Below are 25,377 nucleotides of genomic sequence, written 5' to 3' on the forward strand. Positions count from 1 at the left end.
CGGCGGCTCTTCTTCGTCATCTTCGCTCCTGATTCGCAGCAAGAATCCTCGCCGCTGTCAGGCAGAAAATCCACTCAAGCTACTGTCCGAATTTGCGGGGCCAGCTCTCTTCCCGGCGACCGGCGCGTTCTCTACGTCGCGCCCTTCCTGACCGAAGTTGACCGCATCCGCGACGCATGTCCTGACCTCATGTTCAGAGACCCGCAGCCGATCCACGGTCGCAAACTCTTCCACTTAGAGAAGCTGATCGAGGGTGGACATAACATCTGCACGACGCACGCCCTATTCTCGATGCTCAACAAGCGCATCTACGAGCGGCTGAGAGAGCAGAACTACACGCTGATAATCGATGAAGTGATCACCTGCGTTGATCTGCTCAAGACGTTGACCAGCTCGGACCGCAAGGCGCTGTTCGATGGTGAGTACGTCATCGCTGACGAAGGGGACCGCCTTCGCTGGAACCACGACAAACACCCCGGCTACAACGGCCGATACAACGACATCAAGAACCTCTGCGACAACGGCAATCTGGTTGTCTACGGACGAGACGCCAAGACCAGCCTGCCTACCGTTCTGATCTGGGAGTTTCCAGCCGACTTCCTCCGATGCTTCAAGGACGTGTTCACTCTGACCTACATGTTTCACGGTTCTCCAATGCTCTCCTACTTCCAGTCCGAAGGGCTATCCTTCGAGATGAAGTCCATTCAGGGCGGGAAGCTGGTCGAGTGGGGCAACACCAACGAAGCAGCGATCAAATCAAAGCTCCGGTCACTTGTGACAATCTACGACGGCAAGATGAATGACATCGGAGCGACCAGCGATAGGTCTAACCCGTTGTCCTCGTCCTGGTTCGACCGGGCCCCGGAAGCTGTGATGAAGAACCTCAAGTCCTCGACGGAGATGTTTTTCAAGCGAGTTGCCAAGACGCCGTCCGCACTCAACGGATGGACAACGTTCAAGAAGGCCAAGCAGGCGCTGAAGGGCGGCGGCTACGGTCGAGGTTTCATCCCGATCAATGCCAAGGCAACGAACGACTACATCGATAAGAGATCGATGGCCTACCTTGCGAACGTATTCCATCAGCCGACCATCAAGGGCTTCTTCGAGCAGCGTGGTGTCCCCGTCTACGAAGACCTTCACGCCCTGTCCGAAATGATCCAATGGGTTTGGAGATCAGGCATCCGCAAGGAAGAGCCAGAACCGATCACCGTGTTCGTTCCGTCAGAGCGAATGAGGGGGCTGCTGATCGAATGGCTATCGTCTGACAACACCGCCGAGCTGATCGCTAAACGCCAGAGCTGAAGACCCCTTGCCCAAATTCGACGCTCAAAAACTTGGGCAGCACCCCGGCAAGACACTGATCTTGCTTGGGTAATTAGGCCGATCCTGCTCGCCGCGCGGCGATCTCCCCGGCTTCGTCCGCATCCATGATCCGAAGACACTGATGCTCCCGGATCGCCGCGGCAACAACCGGGTCGACTCCTTGCGCAACATCGTGCGCGATCCCAGGGTGTCGCTGATGTTCCTGATCCCCGGTTCCGGCAACGCGGTGCGGGCCAACGGCCGCGCTTATCTCTCCGTCGATCCCGAACTGCTCGCTTCGTTCAAGGTCGAGGGCAAGGCGCCGCGCAGCGTCACGGTGATGAATGTGGACGAAATCTATTTCCAGTGCGCCCGCGCCATCGTCCGCTCCGACCTCTGGAATCCTGACAAGCGTATCGATCCGAAGACGCTGCCGACGCCCGGCCAGATCCTCGCCGAGATGAGCGAGAACAAGGTGGGGGGTGCGGAGTACGACCGTATCTGGCCGGAGCGGGCTGCCGCGACGATGTGGTGATGTTTTCCCACCCTCTCCCCTTGTGGGAGAGGGTGGCTCGCCGCGAAGCGGCGAGACGGGTGAGGGGTATCTCTCCTCACGAAAAGGAGCCGTAGGTGGGCAAAGGCGCACTTCCGCCGTGCCCACCATCTATCCAACACCGCGATAGAAATGGTGGGCACGCTCCGCTTTGCCCACCCTACGGCGCTCGCCGAGCTCAGCTCTCATTGAGTACGCCGATAGATACCCCTCATCCGGCGCTTCGCGCCACCTTCTCCCACAAGGGGAGAAGGGAAGAGGAGATCGCGGCTCCGCTCTCAATTAAACGCCATCCCGCCGCTCAGCGCGATGGTCTGCCCGGTCATGTAGGCATTGTCGACCAGCAGCATCACGGCTTTCGCCACCTCATCGGCCGTGCCGAAGCGGCCGAGCGGGATGCGGCTGACGAGCTGGGGCTGGCCGCTCATCATGTCTGTCTCGATCAGCGACGGCGCTACCGCGTTCACGGTGATGCCTTCCTTCACGAGCCGCGCTGCATACCCGCGCGTAAGGCCCTCCATGCCGGCCTTGGATGCGTTGTAGTGCGGACCGATCGAGCCGGCACCGCGCGCCGCACCCGAGGAGATGTTGACGATGCGGCCCCATTTCCGCGCGCGCATCTCTGGCAGCACCGCCTGCGTGCACAGGAAGACCGATTTCAGGTTGACGAGGATGGTGCGGTCGAAATCGTCCTCGGTGAGGTCGTCGACGCCGCGCGTGATGGCGATGCCGGCGTTGTTGACGAGGATGTCGATCGGCCCGAGCCCGGCGGTGACGCGCTCGACCATTGTTGCCACGGCGTCGCGCTGCGAGACATCGGCGGCAACGACAATCGCGCGACCGCCTTGCTTGCCGATCTCGCCTGCCAACTGCTCGGCCTGCCCGATCCGCTCCCGGCAGTTGATCGCCACCGCCGCGCCTGATGCGGCCAGCGCGCGACAGACGGCTGCGCCAATTCCGCGCGAGCCGCCGGTGACGAGCGCGGTGCGCCCCTTCAGATCGTCCGCCATGTCCGGATCTCCCAAATTGTCGTTTTGACGTTGCGCGAGCGTACCATGCCTGCCGCCCGCGCCTGTTGAACTCATCGCGAGATGAATCCGTCTGTTGGTGCTTGCGCCGGGAGAAGCGCGCCAGCGCGCTCGTGCCAAATATGGATAGCCATTTCATTGACCGAACGCGCTAATCGCTCGATATTCGCAGCATCGAAACTGCTCCTCGAGCTTGATGCCGCGATATGAGAACCGATCACCAGCGTAACCTTGACGACATGCACGCGTGCATGACGCGGCGCTGTTTCTCGGCGGCAACCGGCGCCTGTTGTTGTTGCTGATCGCCTCCTAGCAACCTCCCACAGCACAAATCCCACGACAGGAACGCCGAGATTCCGGCGAACGAGCAGTCATGTCCCAAATCCAGTCCAACGCCTACATCATCGAAATCCACGACCGTGCCGCCGGCATCATCACAAAAGATGAGCGCGGCTTCCGCTTCTTCTCCTCCGAACGCCTGTTCGACAGCCTCGAAGGCCGCCAGTTCCGCTCGGCGCGGGAGGCCGAACGCGCCGCGCGTGCTGTGTTTTCGGAGCGGAGCCGCCGCGCCAATTCATCACTCTTCGCCAACTGAACCTGACGCAAAGGACCGCAACATGATTGCACGACGACATATCCTGACCGCAGCGCTTCTCCTTGCAACCGCCCTGGCCGCACCAGCACGCGCCGAGGACAAGCCGGCGGAAATCCGCATCGGCACCCAGAAGGGCGGCTTCTTCCCCGCGGTGCGCCAGCGTCAGACGCTCGAAAACACGTTCAAGCCGCTCGGCATCGAGATCAAATGGATCGACTTCCAGTTCGGTCCGCCGCTGCTGGAGGCGATCAACGTCGGTAGCGTCGATTTCGGCTTCGTCGGCGACACGCCGCCGATCTTCGCGCAAGCCGGCGGCGCAAAAATCAAATATGTCGCGGCGGTGAAGTCCGAGGGCGACAACCAGGCGATCATCGTGCCGAAGGATTCAGCCATCAAGACGCTGGCCGATCTCAAAGGCAAGCGCGTCGCCTTCGGCAAGGGATCGAGCGCGCACAATCTCCTGGTTGCCTCGCTCGAAAAGGCCGGCTTGTCCTGGTCCGACATCACGCCCGCGCCGCTCGCGCCGGCCGATGCGACGGCGGCCTTCGTGAAGGGGGCGGTCGACGCCTGGTCGATCTGGGATCCCTATCTCGCGCTCGCCGAATTGAAGGAGAACGCGCGCGTTCTCGTCTTCGACAAGGACGTGCACAAGCCGAACGCCTACTACATCGCCAACACCGATTTCGTCGAGAAATATCCGTCGCTGGTCGCAAAGCTCAACACGACCTTCGCCTCCGAAGGCAAGTGGGCGGAGCAGCATCACGAGGAGGTCGCAAAGGCGCACGCCGAGGCGACCGGCGTCGACATCGAAGCTGTCAGGCGCTTCGTCAACCGCTCCGTCTACAGCGTGGTGCCGCTCGACGCCGAGGTGATCAGGACCCAGCAGGCCGTGGCCGACCGTTTTGCAAAGCTCGGCCTGATCCCGAAGCCGGTCAATGTCTCCGACATCGTCTGGAAGTGGACGCCGGGTTCGTAAGATGAGGCTAGGAAGACGTTGTCATGCCCGGGCTTGTCCCGGGCATCCACGTTCTTGGTCCCGAATAGCTAGACGTTGATGGCCGGGACAAGCCCGGCCATGACGCCCGTAGCGGCTATCTGCGTCCAAACTTTCAAGTCGGATGCGGCTCAACCCCTCAATGCCGCCAGCAATTCATCCGGGCGCTCGGCCATGATCATGTGGCCCGCGCCCGGCACCACGACGGTCTTCGCATGCGGGATTGCCGCGGCGAGCGCCTTGCCCGCCTTCGCCGGCGTCATCATGTCGCGTTCGCCGAGGATGAGGGTAGCAGGCACTTTCACGCTCGCCGCAGCGGTGAGTGCATTCGCGTAAGCATTGCAGGCCGACAAATCCCTGAACAGCACGCCGGGCTCGCAAGACTTCAGCACTGCCTGCGCGCCGCCATGCATCCACAGGCCCGGCGCGAGGCTGCCGCCGAGCTCGGCGTTGAAGCCGAGGCCCCAGATCGACACCATGTCGTTGGCGTCCTGCGAGTTGGCCTCGGCCGCCTTCAGCAGATCCGGGCCGACTGACATGGTCGCGGCGGTGCCGATCAGGCTGAGCGCGGAGACCTTGTCGGGATGACGCGCGGCCGTCTCCAGCGAGATCAGCGATCCCATGGAATGGCCGACCAGGTGCGCCTTCGCAACGCCGGCCGCGGCGAGCAATGCCGCGGTCCAGTCCGCCATCTCGGCGATGCTTCCCAGCGAAGGTCCGGCCGAGCGGCCGTGGCCGGGCAGGTCGGGCGCCAGAACGCCAAAACCGTGATGGGCGAACCAGCGCGTATGCAGCGCCCAGGTCGAGTGATCGAAGCCGGCGCCGTGGATGAAGACGACGGCGGGCAGGGATTTGTCGAACTCGGGGCCGCCGTTTGCGACAAACATCTCGGCGCCGTTGACAGTGAGCTTCATGGTCTCAGACCTTTTGCGAGATGCGCAGCGCCTGCGCAAGATCGTCGATGATGTCGCTCGCCGTCTCGATGCCGACCGACAGCCGTACCAGCTCCTCGCCGATGCCGGCCGCCTTGAGCTGTTCGGTATCCATCTGCTGATGCGTGGTCGAGGCCGGGTGGATCACCAGTGTCTTGGCGTCGCCGACATTGGCGAGATGGCTGATCATGCGCAGCGATTCGATGAATTTTCGGCCGGCGGGTCGCCCGCCCTTGATACCGGAGGAGACGATCGAGCCGGCGCCGCGCGGCAGCAATTGCTTTGCAAGCTGGTAGTCCGTGTGGTCCTCCAGCGAAGGATGCAGGACCCAGTCGACGGCCTTGTTCGACTTCAGCGCCTCCAGAACCAGATGTGTGTTCTGGATGTGGCGGTCCATGCGCACGCCGAGCGTCTCGACGCCCTGCAAGAGCTGGAACGCGTTGGTCGGAGACAGGCAGGCGCCGAAATCGCGCAGGCCCTCGGTGCGTGCGCGCATGATGAAGGCGGCCGTGCCGAACTGTTCGTCGAAGACGATGCCGTGATAACCGCCATAGGGCTCGGTCAGCACGCCGAATTTCCCGGAGCCGCGCCAGTCGAACCGGCCGCCGTCGACGATGGCGCCGCCGATCGCGATGCCGTGGCCGCCGATCCATTTGGTCGCCGAATGCATGACGATGTCGGCGCCAAGCTCGATCGGGCGGCTGAGATAGGGTGTGGCAAAGGTGTTGTCGATCAGCAGCGGAATCTTTGCCTCATGCGCGATTCCCGCGACCTTCGGGATATCGAGCACCTCGAGCCCGGGATTGCCGATGGTCTCGCCGATCACCAGTTTCGTGTTCGGCTTGATCGCCGCGCGGAACGCGTCGAGGTCGCGCGGCTTGACGAAGGTCGTGGTGATGCCGAAGCGCGGCAGCGTGTGCGCCAGCAGATTGATGGTGCCGCCATAGAGCGAGCTCGACGCCACGATGTGATCGCCGGCATTGAGCAGCGTTGCGATGGCCAGATGCAGCGCGGCCATGCCGCTCGCGGTGCAGATCGCGCCGACGCCGCCTTCGAGCGCCGCGAGCCGCTCCTCCAGCACACCGGTGGTCGGATTGGAGATGCGCGTATAGATGTGGCCGGCGCGCTCCAGATTGAACAGCGCGGCGGCGTGGTCGGAATCCTGGAACACGTAGGACGTGGTCTGGTAGATCGGCACCGCGCGGGCGCCGGTCGCGGGATCCGGATGCTGGCCCGCATGCAGGCTCAGGGTCTCGAAGGCAGGCGGTTTCGGCGCAGGCATGCGTGGCCTCGTTGGTCGGTCGGCGGAGGCGGCTCTTGTGCCACAAAATGGTGCGGCACGTCAGCCCATTGACTATTCACAAGAGGTCGTCATGCCCGGGCTTGTCCCGGGCATCCACGTTCTTCCTGCCGCGAAGGGCGTGGATGGCCGGGACAAGCCCGGCCATGACGCTGTGATGGCCTTAGTGCGCGCCAGCTCGTATGCGATTGACTTACCGCACGCCGGGGCAGGCGGAGCTAGCCGCCGATCGCCTGCTCGATGATCCGCGCCTCCCGCAGCAAAATCTCCGCCACCTCATGCTCGCGGCGCGGGCCGAGCCTCGTCCGAACGGCGGAGACGGTGATTGCCGCGGCAGGCTGTCCGTCCGGGGTCTTGATCCAGGTGGAGATCGATTTCGTGCCCTGCACGAGGCCAATCTCCCTCATGCCGTACCCCAGCCGTCTCGCAGCGGTGACCTGGCCGAGCACCGTCGCGACGTTGGTCCGGTAGGCCCCGAATCGCTTCTCGTTGGCCGCGACGATTTTTCGCGCGTCCTGCGCCGGCATCGCGGCGAGGATGGCGACGCCTGCGCTAGAGACGCCGAGCGGCCGGCGCGCACCGACCTCGATCGACAGCACCTGGATCGGATAGATTCCGATCCTGCGATCGACGCACAGCGTGTCGTTGCCGGTCCGCACCGTCAGGAACAGCGTGTCGCCGATCTCGGTGGAGGCACGCCGCAGCGACGGATTTGCCGCGACCAGCAGCCGCGACGGCCGCGGGCGTGCAAGCGCGAGCTCCGGCACCTGGTTGCCGATCGCGTAGCGGCCGGTTCGCTCGTACCGTTCGACGATGCCTTCCTCGATCAGCACGTGGACGATGCGATGCACGGTCGGGCGGGTGAGACCGGTCGCGCGCACGACCTCGGCCAGCGGCACCCCGTCTTCGCGCCCTGCGGCAAGAATACGCAGCACAGCGAGCGCGCGCCGGATCGCCTGCGCGCCCTGTCGCGGCTCTGCCGTTCCGCGGGCGGATCTTGCGGAGTTTGTCTTGTCCATAATATGGACAAGAACGCCACAATTCACTCGACAGGTAAAGCGCTCATCTGGAGATTGCGCCGCGATCGAGCGTCATGCGCGACGTCACGGCACTCGATATGGAATTGGAAGCGCCGCCGGGAGGTTAACATGAGATTAATCTGGATTGCCATAGCTGCCGCAGCCGCGATGCTGGCGGGACCCGCATCGGGCCAGCAATGGCCGGCGCGCAGCGTCAAGCTGATCGTGCCCTATCCGGCCGGCGGCAATGTCGACAGCGCCGCGCGCATCGTCGCCGACAAGCTCCAGGAAAAGCTCGGCCAGCCCTTCATCATCGAGAACAAGGCCGGCGCCGGCGGCATGATCGCGGGCGAAGCCTTCGCGAAATCGGCGCCCGACGGCTACACGCTGTTCGTCGGCGCCAACGGCCCGGTGCTGTTCGCGACCGAGATCAACAAGCGCGAGGCTTATAGCTGGAAGAAGGATTTTCTTCCGATCTCGACGATCTCGATGACGCCGCTGGTGCTCGAAGTGCACCCGTCCGTGCAGGCCACGAATTTCAAGGAATTCATCGAGCTCGCCAAGCGCGAGCCCGGCAAGCTGACGATGGCCTCGCCCGGCCCCGGCACCACCAACCATCTGCTCAGCGAGCTGATGCAGTCGAGCCTCGACCTGCAATGGGTCACCGCGCATTACCGCGGCAACGCGCCCGCGATCAACGATCTGCTGGGCGGCCAGGTGCAGTTCGCATTCGACCAGCTCACGGTCAGCCTCCAGCACATCAAGGCCGGCCTGTTCCGCGCGCTCGCCGTCACCAGCCCGCATCGCCTGAAGTCGCTTCCTGACGTGCCGACCTTCGCCGAGCTCGGCTACAAGGACTTCGACGGCCAGACTTTTACGGGCCTGTTCGCGCCTGCCGGCACGCCGGCGCCGATCGTCGACAAACTTCACGAGACGCTGGTTGCGATCCTGAAAGATCCCGGTGTGATCGACAAGTTCGAAAAGCTTGGCGGCGAATCCACCCCGATGACGCCGGCCGAGTTCAAGGCCTATCTCGAGCGCGAGGACGCCAAGTGGATTCCGGTCGTGCGCAAGGCCAACATCAAGGCTGACTGATTGATGCGGATCGACCCCACCGAGCTCGGCGCGGAGCGCATCTACCGACTGATGACCGGCATCGTGGTGCCGCGCCCGATCGCGTGGGTCACGAGCCTGTCGCGCTCCGGCGTGCTCAACCTTGCCCCGTTCAGCGCCTTCACCTTCGTCTCGCAGAAGCCGCCGATGCTCGCCATCAGCGTCGGCCGCAAGGGCGCCGACTACAAGGACACCGCGCACAACATCCTCGATACCGAGGAATATGTGATCCACATCGCCGATACCCCGCTGATGTCCGCGGTGCACGACAGCTCGGTCGAGCATCCGCCTGAAATCAGCGAGGTCGAGCATCTCGGGCTGGAGACGCTGCCCTGCGAGCGGATCAAGGTGCCGCGGCTTGCGGTGGCACCGGTCGCGATGGAGTGCCGCTTCCGGCAGTGCCTCGAATTCGGCGAGGCCCGCAGCCGGCTCATCGTCGGCGAGGTCGTGATGTTCCACATCCGCGACGGCCTCGTGAACGACGGCAAGGTCGAGACCGCGGCGCTCGACCCGATCGCGCGCATCGGCGGCCCGCGCTACGCCAGTCTCGGCGAGATCGTGACGCTGAATACCGTCTTCCAGACGCCCAAATCCAAAGACTGAGCGCGCGGCCCATCGCGCCGGCCCTTGTGCCTGAAGACCATTGGAGAACACGACAATGCGACTCGTAAGCTATCTCTTGGACGGAGCGCCGCGCTACGGCGCGGCGGTGGATGGCGGCGTCGTCGATCTGACCAGACGCATCGGACGCGACTTCTCCGACGTGAAGGCGCTGATCGCGGCCAACGCGCTCGCGGACGCGCAGGAGGCGGTGGCTGGACAAAAACCCGACCACGCGCTGGAAAGCCTCGTCCTGCTTCCGCCGGTGCTGGCGCCGGAAAAGCTCTGGTGCATTGGCGTCAACTACGCAGAACGCAACGCCGAGTATAAAGACAGCTCAGACCTGCCCAAATATCCCAGCCTGTTCGTGCGCAGCATGTCGTCGATGACCGGCTCCGGCCAGCCGCTGGAGAAGCCCAAAGTCTCCGACCAGCTCGACTATGAAGGCGAGCTCGTCATCGTGATCGGGCAGGGCGGCCGCCATATCCCGCGCGAACAGGCCTTCGCGCACATCTTCGGCATGACCCTGTGCAACGAGGGCACGATCCGCGACTGGCTGCGCCACGGCAAGTTCAACGTCACCCAGGGCAAGAATTTCGACCGCTCCGGCAGCATCGGGCCGTGGATCGTCACGTCTGACGAGCTCGATCCGCGCGGGCCTCATGACATCATCACGCGCGTCAACGGCGAGGTGCGGCAGCAGGACACGACCGAGCGGCTGATGTTCCCGTTCGATTTCCTGATCTCCTATCTCTCCACCTTCGCCACCCTGAAGCCCGGGGACATGATCGTAACAGGCACGCCGACGGGCGCGGGCGCGCGTTTCGATCCACCGCGCTGGCTTAGGGTGGGCGACGTCGTCGAGGTCGAGTCGAGTCGTATCGGCGTGCTGCGCAACACCGTCGCCGCGGAGCAGTAAGCAATGCTTGATGCCGCCACGATCGAACGCCTCGCTGCGCGCCTGGACGAAGCCGAGCGCACCAAGGCGCTGATCCCGATGTTCTCGAAGGAATATCCCGACTTCGCCATCGAGGACGCCTACGCCATCCAGCGAGCCTGGACGAAACTTCAGCTCGGCCGCGGCCGCGTGATCAAGGGCCACAAGATCGGGCTGACCTCGAAGGCGATGCAGAACGCGGTCGGCATCTCCGAGCCCGATTACGGCGTGCTGTTCGCCGACATGTTCTATGCCGACGCCACGCCGATCCCGTTCGACCGCTTCCACGCGCCGCGGATCGAGGTCGAGCTCGCCTTCGTGCTGAAGGCGCCGCTCCGCGGGCCCGACTGCACCATCTTCGACGTGCTCAGCGCCACCGACTACGTCACGCCTGCGCTCGAAATTCTGGAGACGCGCATGCATCGCGTCGATCCCGAGACCGGCAAGACGCGTAAAGTCATGGACACGATCTCGGACAACGCGGCCAACGCAGCGCTGGTGCTGGGCGGCCGGCCGTTCCGTCCTATGGATGCGGATTTGCGCTGGATCGGCGCGCTGCTGTTCCGCAACGGCGAGGTCGAGGAGACCGGGCTTGCGGCCGGCGTGCTCAACCACCCCGCCAATGGCATCGCCTGGCTCGCCAACCGCCTCGCGCCGCATGACGAACATCTCGCCGCCGGCGAGGTGGTGCTGGCGGGATCGTTCACCCGTCCCGTCGACATCCGCCGCGGCGACACCTTTCACGCCGACTATGGCGCGTTCGGCTCGGTGTCGTGCCAGTTCGTCTGAATCAACACATAAGAGGGAGCGCACCATGACGGGTCAAACGCGGCGCAAGAGCATCCACATCGGCGGCTTCAAGCACGCCAATCCGATTCCGAACGCCTGCCGCATCGGCAATCTCGTGATGTCCGGTGTCATCCTCGGCCGTGATGCGGCCGGCGTGATGCCCGAGAGCCTGGACGCGCAATGCGCCAACATGTTCGCGCATATGAAGGCGACCGTGGAGGCCGCCGGCGGCACCACTGACGACATCATCAAGATGACGGTGTGGCTGAAGGACCGTACGCAGCGCGGCCCGGTCAATGTCGAGTGGCTAAAAATGTTTCCGGACGAGCATTCGCGCCCGGCGCGCCACGCGCTGCCGATGGACAACATGGACGGCGGCGCGCTGGTGCAGTGCGACTTCACCGCCGTGATCGACTGAGGGAGCTTTGCGCATGCCGACTTATCTGCCGTTCGATCCGAATCCCCGTCGCCCGATCAAGGCGCCGCCGCCCAAGACTGTCGACAGCCAGTTTCACGTGCTCGGACCCATCGACAAATATCCGGAGCGCCCCGGCGCGGCCTATCGGATGCCGAGCGCGACCTGGGAAGCAGCGCTGCGCGTGCACAAGACGCTCGGCATCGAGCGCGGCATCATCGTGCAGACCACGACCTATGGTGCGGATCATTCCGTCGTGCTCGACGGCCTCGCTGCGATGGGCCCGAATTATCGCGGCTGCGCCAATGCGCTGGTGTTCGCGGAGGCGAACGACGCTTATCTCGCCAAGCTGCATGACGCCGGCGTGCGCGGCGCGCGCTTCAGTTTCCGCCAGGAGCTCGGCGCCGTGCTGTCGGACGCCGATTTCGCCCGCGCCATCGCGCGCATCCGCGAGCTCGGCTGGTACGTGAAGATCCAGCCCGAGAAGGACGGCATCGTCTCCAGCGTCGCCAAGTACGAGAATCTCGACGTTCCGGTGCTGATCGACCACATGGCGCGGCCCGTGCCCTCGAATGGCACGGATGATCCGAACCTGCGCAAGATGCTTGAGCTGCTCAAGAAGGGCAATTTCTGGGTCATGCTGTCGCTCGGCGAGAAGACCTCGCAGGCCGGCCCGCCCTACGACGACGTGATCCCGATCGCGCGCGCCTATATCGAGGCCGCAATCGACCGCTGCGTCTGGGCCAGCGACTGGCCGCATCCCGTCTCCGTCAAGCAGCCGCCCAACGACGCCGACCTGCTCGAGCTGATGTACCGCTACGCGCCCGACCAGACCGAGCTGGAGAAGGTCCTGGTACACAATCCGGCAAAGCTGTTCGGCTTTCCGGACTAGGGCGGAATTGATTCACACCGCCGGCCGTGCCGCCAGCCGGTCGCGCACCTCGGCTGCGATCTCGAACGAGCGCAGACGCGCGGCGTGGTCGTAGATCTGGCCCGTCGTCATCAGCTCGTCCGCGCCGGTCTCGGCGATCAGCGCCTTCAGCTTCTCCTCGACCGCTTCAGGCGAGCCGACGGCGGAGCAGGACAGCGACTGGCCAACCATAGCCTTCTCGGCCGGCGACCACAGCGCGCCCATGTCGTCGACCGGCGGCGGCAGCGGGCCGGGCGTGCCGCGGCGCAGATTGATGAACTGCTGCTGGAGCGAGGAGAACATCCGCTGCGCCTCCGCGTCGCTCTCGGCGGCGAACACGTTGACTCCGACCATCGCATAGGGTTTGTCGAGCTGCGCCGACGGCTCGAAGCGCGCCCGATATTCGCGCAGCGCCGGCATCATCATTTGAGGCGCGAAGTGCGAGGCGAACGCGAATGGCAGCCCGAGCATCGCGGCAAGCTGCGCGCCAAAGGTGCTCGATCCCAGGATCCAGAGCGGCACCTTCGTCCCAAAGCCGGGCACGGCGCGGATCGCCTGGTTCGGCTGGACATCACCGAGCAGCGCCTGCAACTCCAGCACGTCGTGTGGAAAGTTTTCGGAGCTCGTGGCGAGGTCGCGCCGCAATGCCCGCGCGGTGAACTGATCGGTGCCCGGCGCGCGGCCGAGCCCGAGATCGATCCGCCCGGGATAGAGCGACTCCAGCGTGCCGAACTGCTCGGCGATGACCAGCGGCGCATGGTTCGGCAGCATGATCCCGCCGGACCCGACCCGGATCGTCCTGGTCCCGCCCGCGACATGCCCGATCACCACCGACGTCGCCGCGCTCGCGATGCCCGTCATGTTGTGATGCTCGGCGAGCCAGAACCGCTTAAAGCCCCAGCGCTCGGCATGCTGGGCGAGATCGAGCGAATTGCGAAATGCCTGCGCCGCATCGCCATCCCTTCGGATGGGAGCGAGGTCGAGTACGGAGAATGGGATCATGCTTGGCGTACCGGGTGGGAGCGCGATGTGCGCTGCGGCCTCACATGTAGTGGCTCATTATGGAAATGTTAGCGCGCGCTTTTCAGTCGGTCGAGATGTGGCCGGCACCTTTCCCGTTGGCGGCAGCTACAGCAAGCCGCGCTTGTGCTGGATAATGATGATAACGCGAATGATGCAGTCCGATACTGACTCGCCGGGCCGCCGTGCCTTATGCAGCATTTGCCACGTCACCTCATCGATCTGTATCTGCCATTTGCCGCTTGCCAGGCGTTGTCCGGTATCGTCGGACGGGAACTCGGCCGCAATCAGAGCGCGGCACTCGTCGGTGATTTCAATTTCCGGCATTGTTGGTCGTTCTCGCGGACGGTGTGCTCGCGTGCAGCCCTCGCCCGATCCGGAGAGATCAGCCAGTTAAATCGCGGTAACAACCGATCCAGCCGAAGCCGATGCCGATCGTCCTGACCATGGACGAGGAGCGCGACATCTGGACGCAGTCGCGGGAGGGCGCTGCGGCGCCACCAGTGGATGCCTGCCGAATATTGAAGGATGCGGCGCTGACAAGAAAGATCATTCAATGGCTTGGATCTCGTTCGCGCAGCCGTGACGCTTGAGTCGTCGGGCTCCCGTCGTCGCCGGACATTGCCAATCCTTCACAACCTTGATGCGATTTAACGAGGTTTCCGTAAGCGGTGTGGGTAAACCGCGAGTCGCGGGGGCGTCCTCCAGACACGAGATGACGCCGTGAAGTTTGACGAACAGGAACGCACCGCGCTGACGGACGCTGGGTTTTCCGTCGCCGACAACAGCAAGGCTGCCTACGTCGAAGCCGTCGTGGTGATCGCCGCGTACGACGCCGAAACCTATTGGCTGACGTTCGCCCTGCCGAATGATGCCCAGATCGTGTGCGTTGTGCCACGCGACCAGATTGCCGACGCGATCACGTATAACCGCGCAGCTCGGCGGAACCAACTCCAGTGAAGCTGACCTTCCCTCATGCAAGGCTGAAGGCGCTCTGGAACGAGGCCGTCCGGCAATGGCCGGTTTCGGTGCGAGCCATGAACGGTCGAGATTCACCCGGTTTCTGGCTTGTCGGTGGCCAAGGCATCTATCTCGTGCATAACGGCGCCAGGCCTCGGGGCAGCGTGACGCTGGCCTACGCAAACGAATGCGACCCGCTCAGGGTGCCGGTCCAAAGTTGGTTGGGTGTCAAGCGCGCCATCTTCGGCGATAACGATGGGAGGGAATTCGTCGATCTGGTGATGATCGGCACTGCCGTCGATGCCGGCGCCGACCTCGAGGTGACCTTCGAGCCCGACACGATGACGGTGGCTGTCGTCGAAAAAGGAACGGCGAGCATACGACTGCAATCGCTGCGCATCCGGGACAAAAATGACACCACGTCAGGACGCAGTTGTCGGGTTTGAGTCTGAATCCCGGCTAAGGACCAGACGCGGTATCTTGGCCCGCTACTCTCTCCAAGCCCTGCACATCGTCGTCCTCCCAGTCCTCCCATTCCACGTTGTTGGTTTCGAGATAACGGGCGACGGCTACGCCGATCGTCGGGAAGAAGTAATGCTCTCCAAGCTGCGCGAAGAGGCCAAATCTTTTCAGCTTGTCCTTCACGGGATCTTTGAGTTCGGCAAAACAAAACTCTATGCCTTGCGCGTGCAACGATCGGTCCAGTTCGGCAACCACGTCGCAGGCGGTGACGTCTACGCTCGTGACCGGCTCCGCGGCAACAACTAGCCAACGCACGGGTGTTGGCGATGTTGCGACCGCATCCAGGACGCGTTCCCTGAAGAATTCGGCGTTGGCAAAAAACAGAGGCGCATCCCAGCGAAACAGGACCAGCCCGGGGACCCGGCGCGCATCCGGATATCGTGTGATGTCGTGATAGCCTTTGACGCCGTAGGCGCGCCCCAATACGGCGGAGTGGGGGCGCCAACCGTCCACAGGAACTCGATGATAGCGATTGCGATCGCAAGACCAATTCCTGGAATGACTCCGAGCACTGCTACACCGACAAAGCAGACGATCGCCAGCCAGAATTCCCACCGTTGAATGCGATAGATTCGTTTGAGGTCGGCAACTTCAATCAAGCCAATCGCCGATGCGATGACGACGGCGGCCAATGCGGCGGTGGGTAAATGTTGGAGCAGGCTCGGCGCGACCAGGAGGAGCAACGCGATGGCAAGCGCGCCTACGACGCTGGTGAGTTGAGTGCGGGCACCGGCGGCTTCCGCAACGGGTGTCCGTGAACTACTGCTGCTGATCGGGAAGCCCTGGAAAAATCCCGTCGCCAGATTGGCGGCACCGAGCCCGATCATCTCTTGGTTGGGATCGACCCGAGACCCCAATCGCGCAGCGTAGGCACGTGAAAGTACGCTCGTATCGGCAAACGAAACCATCGCTACTGCACAACCGCCGATCAGCACCGGGACGAGGTCGCTGGAGGTGATCCATGGGACAACGAAACCCGGCAGGCCCTGGGGAAGGGGGCCCAGCACCTTGACGCCGTATTGCGTCCCGAGATCAAGCACCCCGACGACGAGCGTAGCTCCAACGACCGCGATCAGAAGGCCCGGTACCCACCTGTTGTTCCTGAGAAGCAGGATCACGATCAACGTGGCGAGGCCAATCGCGAACGCGACCCAATTCATCTGTCCCCCAAGGATCGCGCTGACAATCGCCCACAGGCTTCGCAGTGGCCCCTCGCTCTCGATGGAAAAGCCGAAGAGCTTGGGCAGCTGGCTGATCAATACGGTCAGGGCAATTCCATTCATATACCCGTAGCGTATCGGCTTCGAGAGAAGCTCGGTGATAAAGCCAAGGCGCGCGACACCTGCCAGGATACAGACCGTCCCTGAGACAATCGCCATCATGCCCGCGAGTGTTACGGCCCGCAGCGGATCGCCCTGAGCCAAGGGAGCGATGACTCCAAGGAGTATTGCCGCCAGCGCCGAGTCCGGGCCAAGGACGAGTATGCGGCTTGGGCCGAACAGCGCGTAGGCCAGCAGCGGCACGATCGTTGCGTACAAACCGTAGATTCCCGGCAGGCCCGATGCAGCCGCATAAGCAATGCCGACCGGGACCAGCATTGTCGCCAGGACGATGCCGGCGAAGATATCGTGCGGAAGCCATGCTGCTTCATATTGACGGAGAGTGTCGAGTCCGGGCAACCAGCGCTTCATTGATGGTCTCTCCCAGCCCGCATTGAGCAAGTTTGCCCCGCATGATGTGTTGGACCGATCAGGCTATTACGCCCGCAGCAGGCTGAACAGTGGCCCGGCGCTATGGCCGAAGCAGCACAGCGGGCCATGGGTGCCAGCCGGCATCAAGTCTTCCCTGCGCCCTCTTCACGGAAGAGGGGAAGGACCAAAACCGAACTCGGGCGTTTCATGCCGCGAGAATGGCGTTCGTTCGCGGCTGTTCGAGCGGCCCGCCCCCCGTTCACAACCCTGTTATTGCGACCTATGGCGCCCTTTGTCTCAACTGGGCGTTTTGCGCCTGTTGTTGTACCCTTGGTGAAACAACTACTGGGGTCGCGAGGAGGAACTGACATGACCATGGTCGTACTCAACCGACGCTATCTCCTCGCCGCCGGCGGCTCGGTCCTGGCGGCCGGGGTCTCCGGGCTTCTGTTGCCTGCCCGCGCGGAAGGCCTCGCACCGACCGAGTCGATGTCGGGTGGCGCGAACAACTATCGCAAGGGCGCGGCGATCGTCGACCGGATCGGCAAGGGTGGCTTCTGGATGAGCGGCACCGTACGCCGCGCAGGCGACGGGGCTCCACTTGCCGGGCAGCGTATCCAGATCTGGGCGCACACGACCGAAGGGCAGGAGCACGAGCCGCAGAGTCATGGCGCCACGCTCACCGACAAGGACGGCAAGTTCCGGCTCGAGATGCCGCAGATCATTCCGATCTTCGGCCAGCCGCATGGTCACCTCGCCTATGACAGCGGTGAGTTCAAGACCGTCTTTCTGCGGCCGGTGATGCGGAGCGCGAAGGAGACGAGCCTGGAAGCGCACTTCGTCCTGCAGCCGGCCTGACCGGGTTGCGAATGAAGGGGTGGAGACTGGCCCGGGTGATCCTGATCTGGGTCGCCCTTGCTTTCGCCATTGGCGTTCCGATCGCCGCGGCAGCGGGAAGCGAGCAGCTCGCATGGCGCGGTCCGCTCTACATCCTGGCCGGGTTTGCGGGGATTGTTGCCCTCGGCCTCGTGCTCGTTCAGCCCCTGCTGATCGGCGGATATCTGCCGGGATTTCCGGCCTATCGCGGACGGCGTGCACATCACTGGATTGGCGGCGCGCTGGTCGCAGCGATCGTGATCCATGTCGCTGGCCTCTGGATCACCAGTCCGCCCGACATGATCGACGCGCTGACCTTCTCATCGCCGACGCCGTTCTCTCCCTTCGGCGTAACCGCTATGTGGGCCATCTTCGCGGTCGCGCTCTTGGCCGCCCTGCGCCGGCGATTGGGACTGCGACCGCGAACCTGGCGCTTCATTCACATGCCGCTGGCGATCGTCATCGTCGCAGGCAGCGTTGTCCATTGCCTGCTGATCGAAGGGACGATGGAGACGATCTCGAAGGCGGCGCTCTGCGCGCTCGTCCTCGCGGCAACCGTGAAAGCCATGATCGACCTGCAGGTATGGCGAAAGCGAAGGACGTTGCGCGGCGAGAGCACTGCGCCGCAGTGACATGGCCGCGCGTAGGATGGCCGCGCGTAGGAAGGGTAGAGCGAAGCGAAACCCTTCGCACTTTGTCTGCGCGGAAGCATGATGGGTTTCGCAAGCGCTCCACCCGTCCTACGAAACTTGTGCTGGCCGCCTTGTTCAAACACGTTCGGCGTCGTCACCACCGACGTCTGCTCCGCTTGTCGCAGATAGCGACGGGGCGTATCCTAGCGCGATGGTTGTCAGTGCCCCCGAGCTGAAAGCGTTCCTGTTCGCGACGCCGTTCTTCGGCGGTCTTCCGGACCCAAGCCTCGACCTGCTGATTTCGATGCTGGTCGAGTGCCGCTTTGATGCCGGCGCGACCGTCGTGGCGGAAGGCGAGCCGGGACGCTCGCTGTTCATCGTCAAGTCCGGCCGGCTGGCGGTGAGCAAGCGGGCGAACTTGGGGAACGTCATCCCGATTTCCGTTCTGGAGGCTGGCGATTTCTTCGGTGAAATGACGCTGATTGAAATGCAAAATCGCTCCGCCACGGTGGTCGCGGAGAGCCCGACGGTGTTGTACGAGCTGACGGCGCAAAAGCTCTACGCCTGCTACAAGGCCGACATCCACGCCTATGTGATCGTCCTGCAGAACGTCAATCGCGAGCTATGCCGGCGGCTGCGCCGTGCCGACGATCGCCTCACCGGACACCAAGCGGGGGAAGACGAAACCCCTGCGCGATGAATGTGGCCCCGGATTACGCTTGCGCGCCATCCGGGCTACGCCACTTCGCGCGGGACGTTCAGCCCACCGGTCCCGGGATCCAATCGTCCCCGGGAAGTGGGCTAACCCTTACGCCAACAATGACTCCGAGCTCCAGGCTTGGATCGAAATGGCGCATCGTCCGCTCGTTGAGGTCGATGATGCGGCCGGGCCTTAATGGCCCCACGTCATTTATCTTGACGATGACCTTCTTGCCGACGGCCTCGACCAGGGCATATTTCGGCTTCGCGCCAAATTGGACTCCACCAAATTTCCCGCGCAAATTCGTCTTGATGGCCGCCGCCCAGACAGAGGGATCATAGCGCTCGCCGGAGGCTGTGTTCGGACCACCCTCCTCCTTGCCGGGTTTGAACGGATTGTACATGGATGCGGCGCCAACGATCGCCTCCCCGGAGGCGGCATCGACGACGGCGCTTGAGTGAACTTCACACGCTTCACTTCGATCAACGGGAACAGAAACGGCAAGCGCAACCAGGGCGCCGCAAATTGCGGCGCTCGAGCGGAACAGCATTATAACTCCTGTGATTTTTTCGATCGTCCGGTTCCGACACCGCAAGCATGGTCAAGCGAACGCGGAAGCGTTCACGAACTTGCACCAATGCTTTGCGGATTCGAGCCAACCCCTGGCTACGGAACCGATGTGCGAACCAGAGCGGTCCGCACGCAGTGTTTTAGGTTGTCACCGACTAAGACAGAGAATGCGTCAGCAGCATGACCTGATGGAACCTGCGGTGAGTGACAAATGCGATGTCGCCAAAAGTCGACATGCTCGCGCTAATTGAAGCGTCGGGCAAAACACCCGCCGCTCGCACAAACTCGTCAATCCTCTTCAGTAAAAATATTCCGCTTTACCGAAATTCGGAATTGCGGCATTCTCTCCGCCATCCCGGCCCGAGAAGCGGGGCGATCGTACGTCGTCACGAACGTGGGCCGGGGTGCGGTGGACGCGGCAGTGCCGGGCACGCGAAGGCGGGACCAGGGCGAGATGAACCTCGTGAGGGCCTTGACTGCGTGCGGGACGGATGGCGCCTGTGTCCAGCGAAGCCCTTGGGCGGAGCTGGATCGCTGCGTACGGCGAAAACGCGTGGTCCTGACCGTCGTTGCTACGGTCAAGCCTTGCGGAGATGGATCGGGGCTCTACCGGGTTTCGAGGCATCGCCAATTCGCGAGGTGACGGAGGCCAGAAGGAACTCGGCTCCGGGGAGAGCGCGCATAAGCCGTCAGACCATCGCGCAGGGAAGGCCAGGTGTTTTTCCGGCCCACCTGTTTCCCGCCTGCGCATTTGCGTGTGCAAATTCCTGGCGCAGCGGACCATGGGTGCCAGCCGGCACCCGGCCTTCCCTGCGCCCTCTTCACGGAAGAGGGCGAAAGAGGCGAGCAAAACTCGGGCGTTTCATGCCGCGAGAATGCCGCTTCATGCGTGAATTGAGAATCGTGTTGCCCGATGGGATTGATCGAGACGCGGGGTGCGTGTCGCTCAAAATCCACATGCGTTCGGAATCGCCGGCTTAGGTGCCTCGAACGGTCGCATCCGCGGACGCGATATCTTTGCGATGGCCTGACCAGGTTCCATAGTGTCAGCGATGATTTGCAACCGAGGGGCGGGGTATCAAATGACAGCGCGTAAATGTTTCATCGTGGCCGCGGGATTGATGACGGCAAGCGCCGCCCATGCCGAGGACGTTCCCTCCAACGCCGAACTGTTTCGCATGCTGAAAGCGCAGCAGCAGACCATTTCCGAGCTGCGCGCCGAATTGAAGCAGGCCAAACAGGAGCGGCGCACGGTCACTCCGCGAGAGGCGACTGCACCGGCAGCCAAGCCAGCCGGACGCGACGCCGCGAGGGAGACGGTTGCGGTAGCACCACCCGCGCAGGCTTATGCGATGTACAACAAGGGACCCGCAGTCGTGCCGGCGCGCACCGGCGGTGCCTATGTCGGTGTGTTCGGTGGCGGCGGCAGTCGCGGCGGCACTGACGTCAGCCAGCTCGGCACCGTCTTTTTCGTTGAGGCCGTCGGGGGCCCCTTGGCTGTCGACGCCACAGGGCGGACCAGCAGCGGCGGCGTCGGGTTCGGTGGCGCGCATCTCGGTTATGAATGGTCGTATGGTACGTATCTGCGGCCCGCTTTGGAGATCGAAGGTTTCTATCTGGCAGGTAACCAGCCGCGTGCGACGTTGGTGACCCCCACAGACCGATTTGCAGAGCACTCCTTCGACACGACTTTCCCGACGCGCACCACGGTGCTGCTGGCGAACATGGTTGTCGGCTTCAACACGCCCTATCAAGGCATCACGCCCTATATCGGTGGCGGGATCGGGGCCGCGAACGTCTCCATCAACGGCGCCACGTCCACACAGACCGACCCGGCCGAGCGTGGCATCAACCACTTCAACGCGCGTCCGGACTCCTCAGCCTGGACCTTTGCGGCACAGGCCAAGGCCGGTGCGCGCTTCGCCCTCGGCAACAGCGGCGCTTACCTGTTCGGCGAGTACCGCTATCTGTACGTCGGCGATGTGAATCAGGTTTTCGGCTCCACCGTGAATCCCGCTCATGCTGCGACCAGCCCGTGGACGGCCAGCTTCGGCGGCACATCGCACCATCTCGCAGCCGGCGGCATCGGCTTCGGCTTCTAGCTGAGCTCGATCACTGCGAGAATCGGAGGGGGCGGACGACACGTCCGGCCCCTCGCAGGAGGCAACCGGGCAACAGAAGAAAGCGATTTTCTGAGGAAACTGGTGCTGCCAGACAGGATTCAACTGTCGCGAGAAGCGCCCTTCTTGCTGAAATAGCTTAGCTTTTCGGCTTCGCCGATGTGTGTTGTGTATCAGCAGCGGGTGCAGTTGTCACCCCGCTCTAGAGAGGCCATCGTCGTTTCCACGCGCGATGATCCCTTTGCGTGAGATCAGTGCATAAGACCAATTATTGCGTGTGTCGGCGGGAACTTTCAGACTAAATATCTGAACGGCCTGCTGGATCGTCCCGCAATGAACATCCCACTTAAGGCGTCAAAATACAGCGCCCCCGGTCAATACTTGGGCTACGCACTGCAGCCGCTGCGGCTGTGTTACCATTTGCTTCATTGTCCGCCCGGTGCACAGGTTTCGCTGGAGCACACCGAGGATGTTGCCGTTCACTTTTTGGATGGCTCCCAATTGCTTGAGCAGGACAAGAGCGCACTCAAGCAAAATCCAATTTCAGACTGGGCGGACGATCTCTGGAAAACAATCGCCCATTGGCTCGGGGACATTCAGACAGGCGCCATCGATCCTGCCTCGACGACTTTCCGCATCTATGTCACCCCCGCCCACGAGGGTGAGATAGCTGCCGCACTTAGTGTTGCGGCCACCATGGAAGAGGTTCATGGCCTAACGGCGCAAATAGAAGCGAAGCTCTCCAAGAGAAGAAAGCCTCCGAGCTGTCAGGCCGACTTGCAAGAATTTTTAGATGCCTCAGACGAAGAGCGCTTTGCCCTCGTCAGCCGCCTCGAGATCGACAGCAGCGATAACGATCCACTCATAGCGCTGCACTCGGTGCTTGCCTTGGCTGTTCCTGAGAAGCTGATGGAGCGTGTCTGCCGCTACCTTCTAGGAAACGCGAAAGATAGAGCCGACCGGCTCATAAGACAGGGGCGACCTGCGGTCATTTCAGGTGACGAGTTCAAGAGAAACCTGCACGCCTTTATGCAGTCCAACAACTTGCCGGGCTATTTGAGGTCCCTCTCTAGTCCACCCGAGCCCTCGCACGTTGGCGAGGTCATCTCGACACGTCCTACGTTCATTCGTCAATTGGAGCTGATCAACGCGCAAGAGGAACAGTTTGTACGGGCGGCTAGCGACTTTCTTCGTACATCAGCCGACAAGGCATTGTGGGCCGAGGCAGGAGATATTTTTGAAGGGGCATTGGACGACTGGGACGAAGATCTCGTGCGGCGGCATGAGTTCATTCGCGGTGAAATCGCGGACACCCACGCAAACGTCAGCCCAGAGGCGAAGGGGCGTCTGACCTACAATCGTTGCGGGGTGCTCCAGGCGTCGCTGGATGGCCGAGAGGTGCCGGGCCACTTCGTTCATGGCAGCTTCAATTCGCTTGCAGAGGATTTCCGTTTGGGTTGGCATCCTGACTACAAAGAATTGCTAGGCGACAACGGAGAATAGCTTGTGGAGTCCGAAAAGCTGAGTGAGCTACAAATAGTTCAGAACCCATCGTTGGGTAGCTATTTGATTTGGCAGTTTGGTCTGGGCTTCCAAGCGGACGACAGTCAGCGGAGTAGCTTTCTACTCGCATTCTTAGTCCTTCCTCTGCTGCTACATAAACCAACCTTGGATTGGTAGCCTCAACACGGAAGTCATCGGGGTTAGCGCTATTTGCTGCAAAGCTGGGCGAGCAGCATGAAAACTTGCTTGCGGTCCATAGTCGCGCCTTGGCTCTTCGCCGGCTTTCCCTCCAATCGATCGCTATTGCGGCCAACCGAGGACTAGTCACTATCGACTATGATGGGGGCTATTTTCGCTCAAACCATCCTGACAAGAAGGCACCAGCGCTTCCAGAGAGAATTAGAGGCATGCCACCCGCTGCGCAGAAGATGGGCTTCTGGTTTTCTAGAATGTCAGTTCATCAAATTGCATCGACCCTCCGAGTTCAGTTCTGATGTATTTTCAAATCCTCAAACTTATTCTTTGGCCGAGGACGCCCGACGAGCCCCGCATCGTCAAGTTTGAGAAGGGCGTCGTGAATGTGATCAGCGGTTCGTCGAAGACAGGCAAGTCGGCGGTAATTCCCATCATCGACTATTGCCTAGGTGCGGATAAATGCGCCATTCCGGTTGGTGTGATCCGCGAGAACTGCTCGTGGTTTGGCATTCTCGTTGAGACGCTGGAAGGGCAAAAGCTCTTAGCTCGACGCGAACCGGGGGAGCTCCAAAGGACGGGCGATATGTTCGTGCTTGATGGCATGGAAGTCGAAATCCCCCATCAAATCGAAGAGCGAAATACGACCGTTGATGCAGTTAAAGGCACACTCAACCGGCTTGGCGGCTTGACCGGTCTGGATTTTGAGCCGGGTGCGGAGGGCGGGTTCAATGCCCGTCCGAGTTTCCGCGACATGATGGCTTTCACTTTTCAGCCTCAAAACATTATCGCAAACCCCAACGTCCTTTTTTTTAAGGCTGATACAACCGAGCATAGGGAGAAATTGAAGACGATCTTTCCATACGTGCTGGGGGCCGTCACCCCAGCGATCCTCGAGGCGCGTTGGGAGCTAGATCGCCTACAAAGGAATTTGCGACGCAAGGAGACTGAGCTGCGCGGCTTAGAGGCGGCCAACGCGGCATGGCGGACTGAGGCGCGGGGCTGGCTGCGGCAGGCTATCGAGTTGGGACTGCTGCCTCCCGATCAGACCTTGCCGGGCGCATGGGCCGACATCATTGATCTGCTGCGTTCTTTGCCTTCGGGTACCTCGCGTGCAACTCCCAGCCTTGAAGGATTGGATGTCGCGCTGGGAAGACTTGAGGCGTTGAGGACCCAAGAGGAGGAGGCGGCTCGGGAGTTGTCCGTACATCGGCAGAGGCTGAACGAGCTTCGACGATTGCTTGAGAGTAGCGACGCTTACGGTGGCGCGATTAGAATACAGCGAGATCGCTTAGAAGTTTCTCGCTGGCTCCGGGACCTAGAGGCCGACTTAGATGATCCTCTCGCTAAGTTAGCGGGTGCAGATCGAGAGCCTATTTTAGCCCTTTGCGGTGCCCTTGAGGGGCTTGAAGTTCAGCTGCAGTCCTATCCGAGTTTGTCGGATACCTTGAGCAAGGAAATGATTCGTCAGCGGGCCGCGACAGAAGTCACGCTCGATAGACTGAACGCGGTGCGCCGGGAGATTTCAGAACTTGAGCGCATCTCGGAAGAGGCCGCGTCGATCACGTTCCAATTTGATCGGGTCGAGCGATTTCTCGGCCGGGTGGAGCAGGCTCTTAAGTCCTATGATAGCTTCGATCAGTCGTCAGGTTTGAGAGCGGAAATTTCCGATCTGCGAGCCCAGATCAGTGCTCTTCAAAAGACGATTGCAGAAGCCGATATTCGACGGATCCTCGACAACGCAATCGATCAACTGCAACATACGACGAGCCGGCTAATCCCGAAAATGGACGCTGAATGGGCAGACGCACCAATTAAGCTTGTCATACCCGAATTGACCGTGAAGGTCATTCGGGGGAGCCGCGACGATTATTTATGGGAGATCGGTAGCGGCGCGAACTGGCTTGCCTATCACGTTGCCCTCGTAATTGCTCTTCAGGAGTTCTTTCTGCGCGACATCAATCACGCGGTCCCGGGCTTCCTTGTGTTTGACCGTAAGCGCGTATTTTACCGCACAGGCTACGCGCGCGGCTGGCCGCGGCGTCGCGTGACGCCGGGCCCCAGCAGTGTCATCGGAACGGCTTGGTTGACCTGAGCGTTCGAA

General features: G+C 62.3%; 25 protein-coding genes and 2 pseudogenes. 18 read left to right on the forward strand and 9 right to left on the reverse strand.

What is annotated here, in order from left to right:
* On the forward strand, positions 1-1,302 hold a 1,302-nt coding region (locus QJT78_RS37800; RefSeq protein WP_281460477.1), incomplete at its 5' end, for a hypothetical protein.
* A gap of 85 nt (positions 1,303-1,387) precedes the next feature.
* Positions 1,388-1,837 (forward strand): annotated as a pseudogene (locus tag QJT78_RS37805) (MSMEG_1061 family FMN-dependent PPOX-type flavoprotein); the annotation flags it as partial.
* A 296-nt stretch (positions 1,838-2,133) separates the two neighbouring features.
* Here QJT78_RS37805 and QJT78_RS37810 read toward each other — a convergent pair.
* On the reverse strand, positions 2,134-2,865 hold the full coding sequence (locus tag QJT78_RS37810) for an SDR family NAD(P)-dependent oxidoreductase (protein WP_028151395.1): 732 nt from the start codon (positions 2,863-2,865) through the stop codon (positions 2,134-2,136).
* Positions 2,866-3,256: 391 nt separating this feature from the next.
* Between QJT78_RS37810 and QJT78_RS37815 the strand changes: the two genes are divergently transcribed.
* Together QJT78_RS37815 and QJT78_RS37820 are read left to right on the forward strand one after the other, a co-directional pair.
* Positions 3,257-3,478, forward strand: coding sequence for a hypothetical protein (locus QJT78_RS37815; protein WP_028151396.1), 222 nt, complete (start codon positions 3,257-3,259; stop codon positions 3,476-3,478).
* Between the two features lie 22 nt (positions 3,479-3,500).
* Entirely contained in the window at positions 3,501-4,454 is a 954-nt protein-coding gene (locus QJT78_RS37820) for an aliphatic sulfonate ABC transporter substrate-binding protein (protein WP_028151397.1), read from the forward strand.
* Between the two features lie 149 nt (positions 4,455-4,603).
* Here the strand turns inward: QJT78_RS37820 and QJT78_RS37825 are convergent, their stop codons facing one another.
* The 3 genes from QJT78_RS37825 to QJT78_RS37835 all read right to left on the reverse strand — a co-directional run bounded on the left by QJT78_RS37825 (position 4,604) and on the right by QJT78_RS37835 (position 7,723).
* A complete protein-coding gene (locus QJT78_RS37825) occupies positions 4,604-5,386 on the reverse strand; it encodes an alpha/beta hydrolase (RefSeq protein WP_038943971.1) in 783 nt (260 codons plus the stop codon).
* 4 nt (positions 5,387-5,390) lie between these two features.
* Positions 5,391-6,686 carry an O-acetylhomoserine aminocarboxypropyltransferase gene (locus QJT78_RS37830; protein WP_281460478.1) on the reverse strand — a complete coding sequence of 432 codons (1,296 nt, stop codon included), beginning with the start codon at positions 6,684-6,686 and terminating at the stop codon, positions 5,391-5,393.
* A 236-nt stretch (positions 6,687-6,922) separates the two neighbouring features.
* The gene (locus QJT78_RS37835) at positions 6,923-7,723 is read right to left on the reverse strand and encodes an IclR family transcriptional regulator (protein ID WP_028151400.1); all 801 of its coding nucleotides are present in this window, start codon (positions 7,721-7,723) and stop codon (positions 6,923-6,925) included.
* A gap of 129 nt (positions 7,724-7,852) precedes the next feature.
* On the opposite strand from QJT78_RS37835, the gene QJT78_RS37840 reads away from it, so the two are divergent.
* From QJT78_RS37840 to QJT78_RS37865, 6 genes are read left to right on the forward strand one after another with little or no spacing between them, the layout of a single operon-like run.
* On the forward strand, positions 7,853-8,818 hold the full coding sequence (locus QJT78_RS37840) for a tripartite tricarboxylate transporter substrate binding protein (RefSeq protein WP_028151401.1): 966 nt from the start codon (positions 7,853-7,855) through the stop codon (positions 8,816-8,818).
* Positions 8,819-8,821: 3 nt separating this feature from the next.
* Positions 8,822-9,439 (forward strand): flavin reductase family protein, encoded by a 618-nt coding sequence (locus QJT78_RS37845; protein WP_028151402.1) that lies wholly within the window; start codon positions 8,822-8,824, stop codon positions 9,437-9,439.
* Between the two features lie 55 nt (positions 9,440-9,494).
* Complete coding sequence (locus QJT78_RS37850) at positions 9,495-10,355, forward strand: fumarylacetoacetate hydrolase family protein (protein ID WP_028151403.1); 861 nt, start codon at positions 9,495-9,497, stop codon at positions 10,353-10,355.
* A 3-nt stretch (positions 10,356-10,358) separates the two neighbouring features.
* Complete coding sequence (gene hpaH, locus QJT78_RS37855; protein WP_028151404.1) at positions 10,359-11,162, forward strand: 2-oxo-hept-4-ene-1,7-dioate hydratase; 804 nt, start codon at positions 10,359-10,361, stop codon at positions 11,160-11,162.
* Positions 11,163-11,187: 25 nt separating this feature from the next.
* Positions 11,188-11,580, forward strand: a complete 393-nt coding sequence (locus QJT78_RS37860) for a RidA family protein (protein WP_028151405.1) — start codon at positions 11,188-11,190, stop codon at positions 11,578-11,580.
* 13 nt (positions 11,581-11,593) lie between these two features.
* Positions 11,594-12,469, forward strand: a complete 876-nt coding sequence (locus tag QJT78_RS37865; RefSeq protein WP_038943970.1) for an amidohydrolase family protein — start codon at positions 11,594-11,596, stop codon at positions 12,467-12,469.
* A 12-nt stretch (positions 12,470-12,481) separates the two neighbouring features.
* Here QJT78_RS37865 and QJT78_RS37870 read toward each other — a convergent pair whose 3' ends face one another.
* The 3 genes from QJT78_RS37870 to QJT78_RS37880 form a co-directional block, all read right to left on the reverse strand.
* Positions 12,482-13,489, reverse strand: a complete 1,008-nt coding sequence (locus tag QJT78_RS37870) for an LLM class flavin-dependent oxidoreductase (protein ID WP_028151407.1) — start codon at positions 13,487-13,489, stop codon at positions 12,482-12,484.
* Between the two features lie 126 nt (positions 13,490-13,615).
* Positions 13,616-13,834 (reverse strand): hypothetical protein, encoded by a 219-nt coding sequence (locus QJT78_RS37875; RefSeq protein ID WP_028151408.1) that lies wholly within the window; start codon positions 13,832-13,834, stop codon positions 13,616-13,618.
* A gap of 58 nt (positions 13,835-13,892) precedes the next feature.
* The gene (locus QJT78_RS37880) at positions 13,893-14,060 is read right to left on the reverse strand and encodes a hypothetical protein (RefSeq protein WP_157791174.1); all 168 of its coding nucleotides are present in this window, start codon (positions 14,058-14,060) and stop codon (positions 13,893-13,895) included.
* 170 nt (positions 14,061-14,230) lie between these two features.
* Between QJT78_RS37880 and QJT78_RS37885 the strand changes: the two genes are divergently transcribed.
* Both QJT78_RS37885 and QJT78_RS37890 read left to right on the forward strand, forming a co-directional pair.
* Positions 14,231-14,467 carry a hypothetical protein gene (locus tag QJT78_RS37885; RefSeq protein ID WP_028151409.1) on the forward strand — a complete coding sequence of 79 codons (237 nt, stop codon included), beginning with the start codon at positions 14,231-14,233 and terminating at the stop codon, positions 14,465-14,467.
* Positions 14,464-14,913, forward strand: a complete 450-nt coding sequence (locus QJT78_RS37890; protein WP_049807759.1) for a DUF3085 domain-containing protein — start codon at positions 14,464-14,466, stop codon at positions 14,911-14,913. The genes QJT78_RS37885 and QJT78_RS37890 overlap by 4 nt, the downstream gene beginning before the upstream one ends.
* Positions 14,914-14,926: 13 nt before the next feature.
* Here the strand turns inward: QJT78_RS37890 and sulP are convergent.
* Positions 14,927-16,680, reverse strand: a pseudogene (gene sulP, locus QJT78_RS37895) (sulfate permease).
* A gap of 369 nt (positions 16,681-17,049) precedes the next feature.
* Between sulP and QJT78_RS37900 the strand changes: the two are divergent.
* From QJT78_RS37900 to QJT78_RS37910, 3 genes are all read left to right on the forward strand, one after another.
* Positions 17,050-17,538, forward strand: a complete 489-nt coding sequence (locus QJT78_RS37900) for a twin-arginine translocation pathway signal (RefSeq protein ID WP_028151411.1) — start codon at positions 17,050-17,052, stop codon at positions 17,536-17,538.
* Positions 17,539-17,549: 11 nt separating this feature from the next.
* Entirely contained in the window at positions 17,550-18,188 is a 639-nt protein-coding gene (locus tag QJT78_RS37905) for a ferric reductase-like transmembrane domain-containing protein (RefSeq protein ID WP_028151412.1), read from the forward strand.
* A gap of 211 nt (positions 18,189-18,399) precedes the next feature.
* Positions 18,400-18,888, forward strand: a complete 489-nt coding sequence (locus QJT78_RS37910; RefSeq protein WP_028151413.1) for a cyclic nucleotide-binding domain-containing protein — start codon at positions 18,400-18,402, stop codon at positions 18,886-18,888.
* A gap of 58 nt (positions 18,889-18,946) precedes the next feature.
* Here the strand turns inward: QJT78_RS37910 and QJT78_RS37915 are convergent, their stop codons facing one another.
* Positions 18,947-19,438, reverse strand: coding sequence for a septal ring lytic transglycosylase RlpA family protein (locus QJT78_RS37915; RefSeq protein WP_028151414.1), 492 nt, complete (start codon positions 19,436-19,438; stop codon positions 18,947-18,949).
* Positions 19,439-20,540: 1,102 nt separating this feature from the next.
* Here QJT78_RS37915 and QJT78_RS37920 point away from each other — a divergent pair.
* From QJT78_RS37920 to QJT78_RS37930, 3 genes are all read left to right on the forward strand, one after another.
* Entirely contained in the window at positions 20,541-21,560 is a 1,020-nt protein-coding gene (locus QJT78_RS37920; protein WP_038952385.1) for a hypothetical protein, read from the forward strand.
* Between the two features lie 351 nt (positions 21,561-21,911).
* On the forward strand, positions 21,912-23,081 hold the full coding sequence (locus QJT78_RS37925; RefSeq protein ID WP_038943967.1) for an ABC-three component system protein: 1,170 nt from the start codon (positions 21,912-21,914) through the stop codon (positions 23,079-23,081).
* Between the two features lie 493 nt (positions 23,082-23,574).
* Entirely contained in the window at positions 23,575-25,368 is a 1,794-nt protein-coding gene (locus QJT78_RS37930) for a DUF3732 domain-containing protein (protein ID WP_281460479.1), read from the forward strand.
* Positions 25,369-25,377: the final 9 nt, after the last annotated feature.

Origin of the sequence: Bradyrhizobium sp. Mp27 (genome assembly GCF_029953005.1) — a bacterium.
Lineage (GTDB): Bacteria > Pseudomonadota > Alphaproteobacteria > Rhizobiales > Xanthobacteraceae > Bradyrhizobium > Bradyrhizobium barranii.

Coding starts and splice junctions, on each gene's coding strand:
- QJT78_RS37925 (WP_038943967.1), top strand. CDS start 21,912: ATGAACATCCCACTTAAGGCGTCAAAATACAGCGCCCCCGGTCAATAC.
- QJT78_RS37910 (WP_028151413.1), top strand. CDS start 18,400: ATGGTTGTCAGTGCCCCCGAGCTGAAAGCGTTCCTGTTCGCGACGCCG.
- QJT78_RS37870 (WP_028151407.1), bottom strand. CDS start 13,489: ATGATCCCATTCTCCGTACTCGACCTCGCTCCCATCCGAAGGGATGGC.
- QJT78_RS37815 (WP_028151396.1), top strand. CDS start 3,257: ATGTCCCAAATCCAGTCCAACGCCTACATCATCGAAATCCACGACCGT.
- QJT78_RS37860 (WP_028151405.1), top strand. CDS start 11,188: ATGACGGGTCAAACGCGGCGCAAGAGCATCCACATCGGCGGCTTCAAG.
- QJT78_RS37905 (WP_028151412.1), top strand. CDS start 17,550: ATGAAGGGGTGGAGACTGGCCCGGGTGATCCTGATCTGGGTCGCCCTT.
- QJT78_RS37840 (WP_028151401.1), top strand. CDS start 7,853: ATGAGATTAATCTGGATTGCCATAGCTGCCGCAGCCGCGATGCTGGCG.
- QJT78_RS37875 (WP_028151408.1), bottom strand. CDS start 13,834: ATGCCGGAAATTGAAATCACCGACGAGTGCCGCGCTCTGATTGCGGCC.
- QJT78_RS37820 (WP_028151397.1), top strand. CDS start 3,501: ATGATTGCACGACGACATATCCTGACCGCAGCGCTTCTCCTTGCAACC.
- QJT78_RS37915 (WP_028151414.1), bottom strand. CDS start 19,438: ATGCTGTTCCGCTCGAGCGCCGCAATTTGCGGCGCCCTGGTTGCGCTT.
- QJT78_RS37830 (WP_281460478.1), bottom strand. CDS start 6,686: ATGCCTGCGCCGAAACCGCCTGCCTTCGAGACCCTGAGCCTGCATGCG.
- QJT78_RS37920 (WP_038952385.1), top strand. CDS start 20,541: ATGACAGCGCGTAAATGTTTCATCGTGGCCGCGGGATTGATGACGGCA.
- QJT78_RS37930 (WP_281460479.1), top strand. CDS start 23,575: ATGTATTTTCAAATCCTCAAACTTATTCTTTGGCCGAGGACGCCCGAC.
- QJT78_RS37835 (WP_028151400.1), bottom strand. CDS start 7,723: ATGGACAAGACAAACTCCGCAAGATCCGCCCGCGGAACGGCAGAGCCG.
- QJT78_RS37825 (WP_038943971.1), bottom strand. CDS start 5,386: ATGAAGCTCACTGTCAACGGCGCCGAGATGTTTGTCGCAAACGGCGGC.
- QJT78_RS37810 (WP_028151395.1), bottom strand. CDS start 2,865: ATGGCGGACGATCTGAAGGGGCGCACCGCGCTCGTCACCGGCGGCTCG.
- QJT78_RS37900 (WP_028151411.1), top strand. CDS start 17,050: ATGACCATGGTCGTACTCAACCGACGCTATCTCCTCGCCGCCGGCGGC.
- QJT78_RS37850 (WP_028151403.1), top strand. CDS start 9,495: ATGCGACTCGTAAGCTATCTCTTGGACGGAGCGCCGCGCTACGGCGCG.
- QJT78_RS37880 (WP_157791174.1), bottom strand. CDS start 14,060: ATGATCTTTCTTGTCAGCGCCGCATCCTTCAATATTCGGCAGGCATCC.
- hpaH (WP_028151404.1), top strand. CDS start 10,359: ATGCTTGATGCCGCCACGATCGAACGCCTCGCTGCGCGCCTGGACGAA.
- QJT78_RS37845 (WP_028151402.1), top strand. CDS start 8,822: ATGCGGATCGACCCCACCGAGCTCGGCGCGGAGCGCATCTACCGACTG.
- QJT78_RS37865 (WP_038943970.1), top strand. CDS start 11,594: ATGCCGACTTATCTGCCGTTCGATCCGAATCCCCGTCGCCCGATCAAG.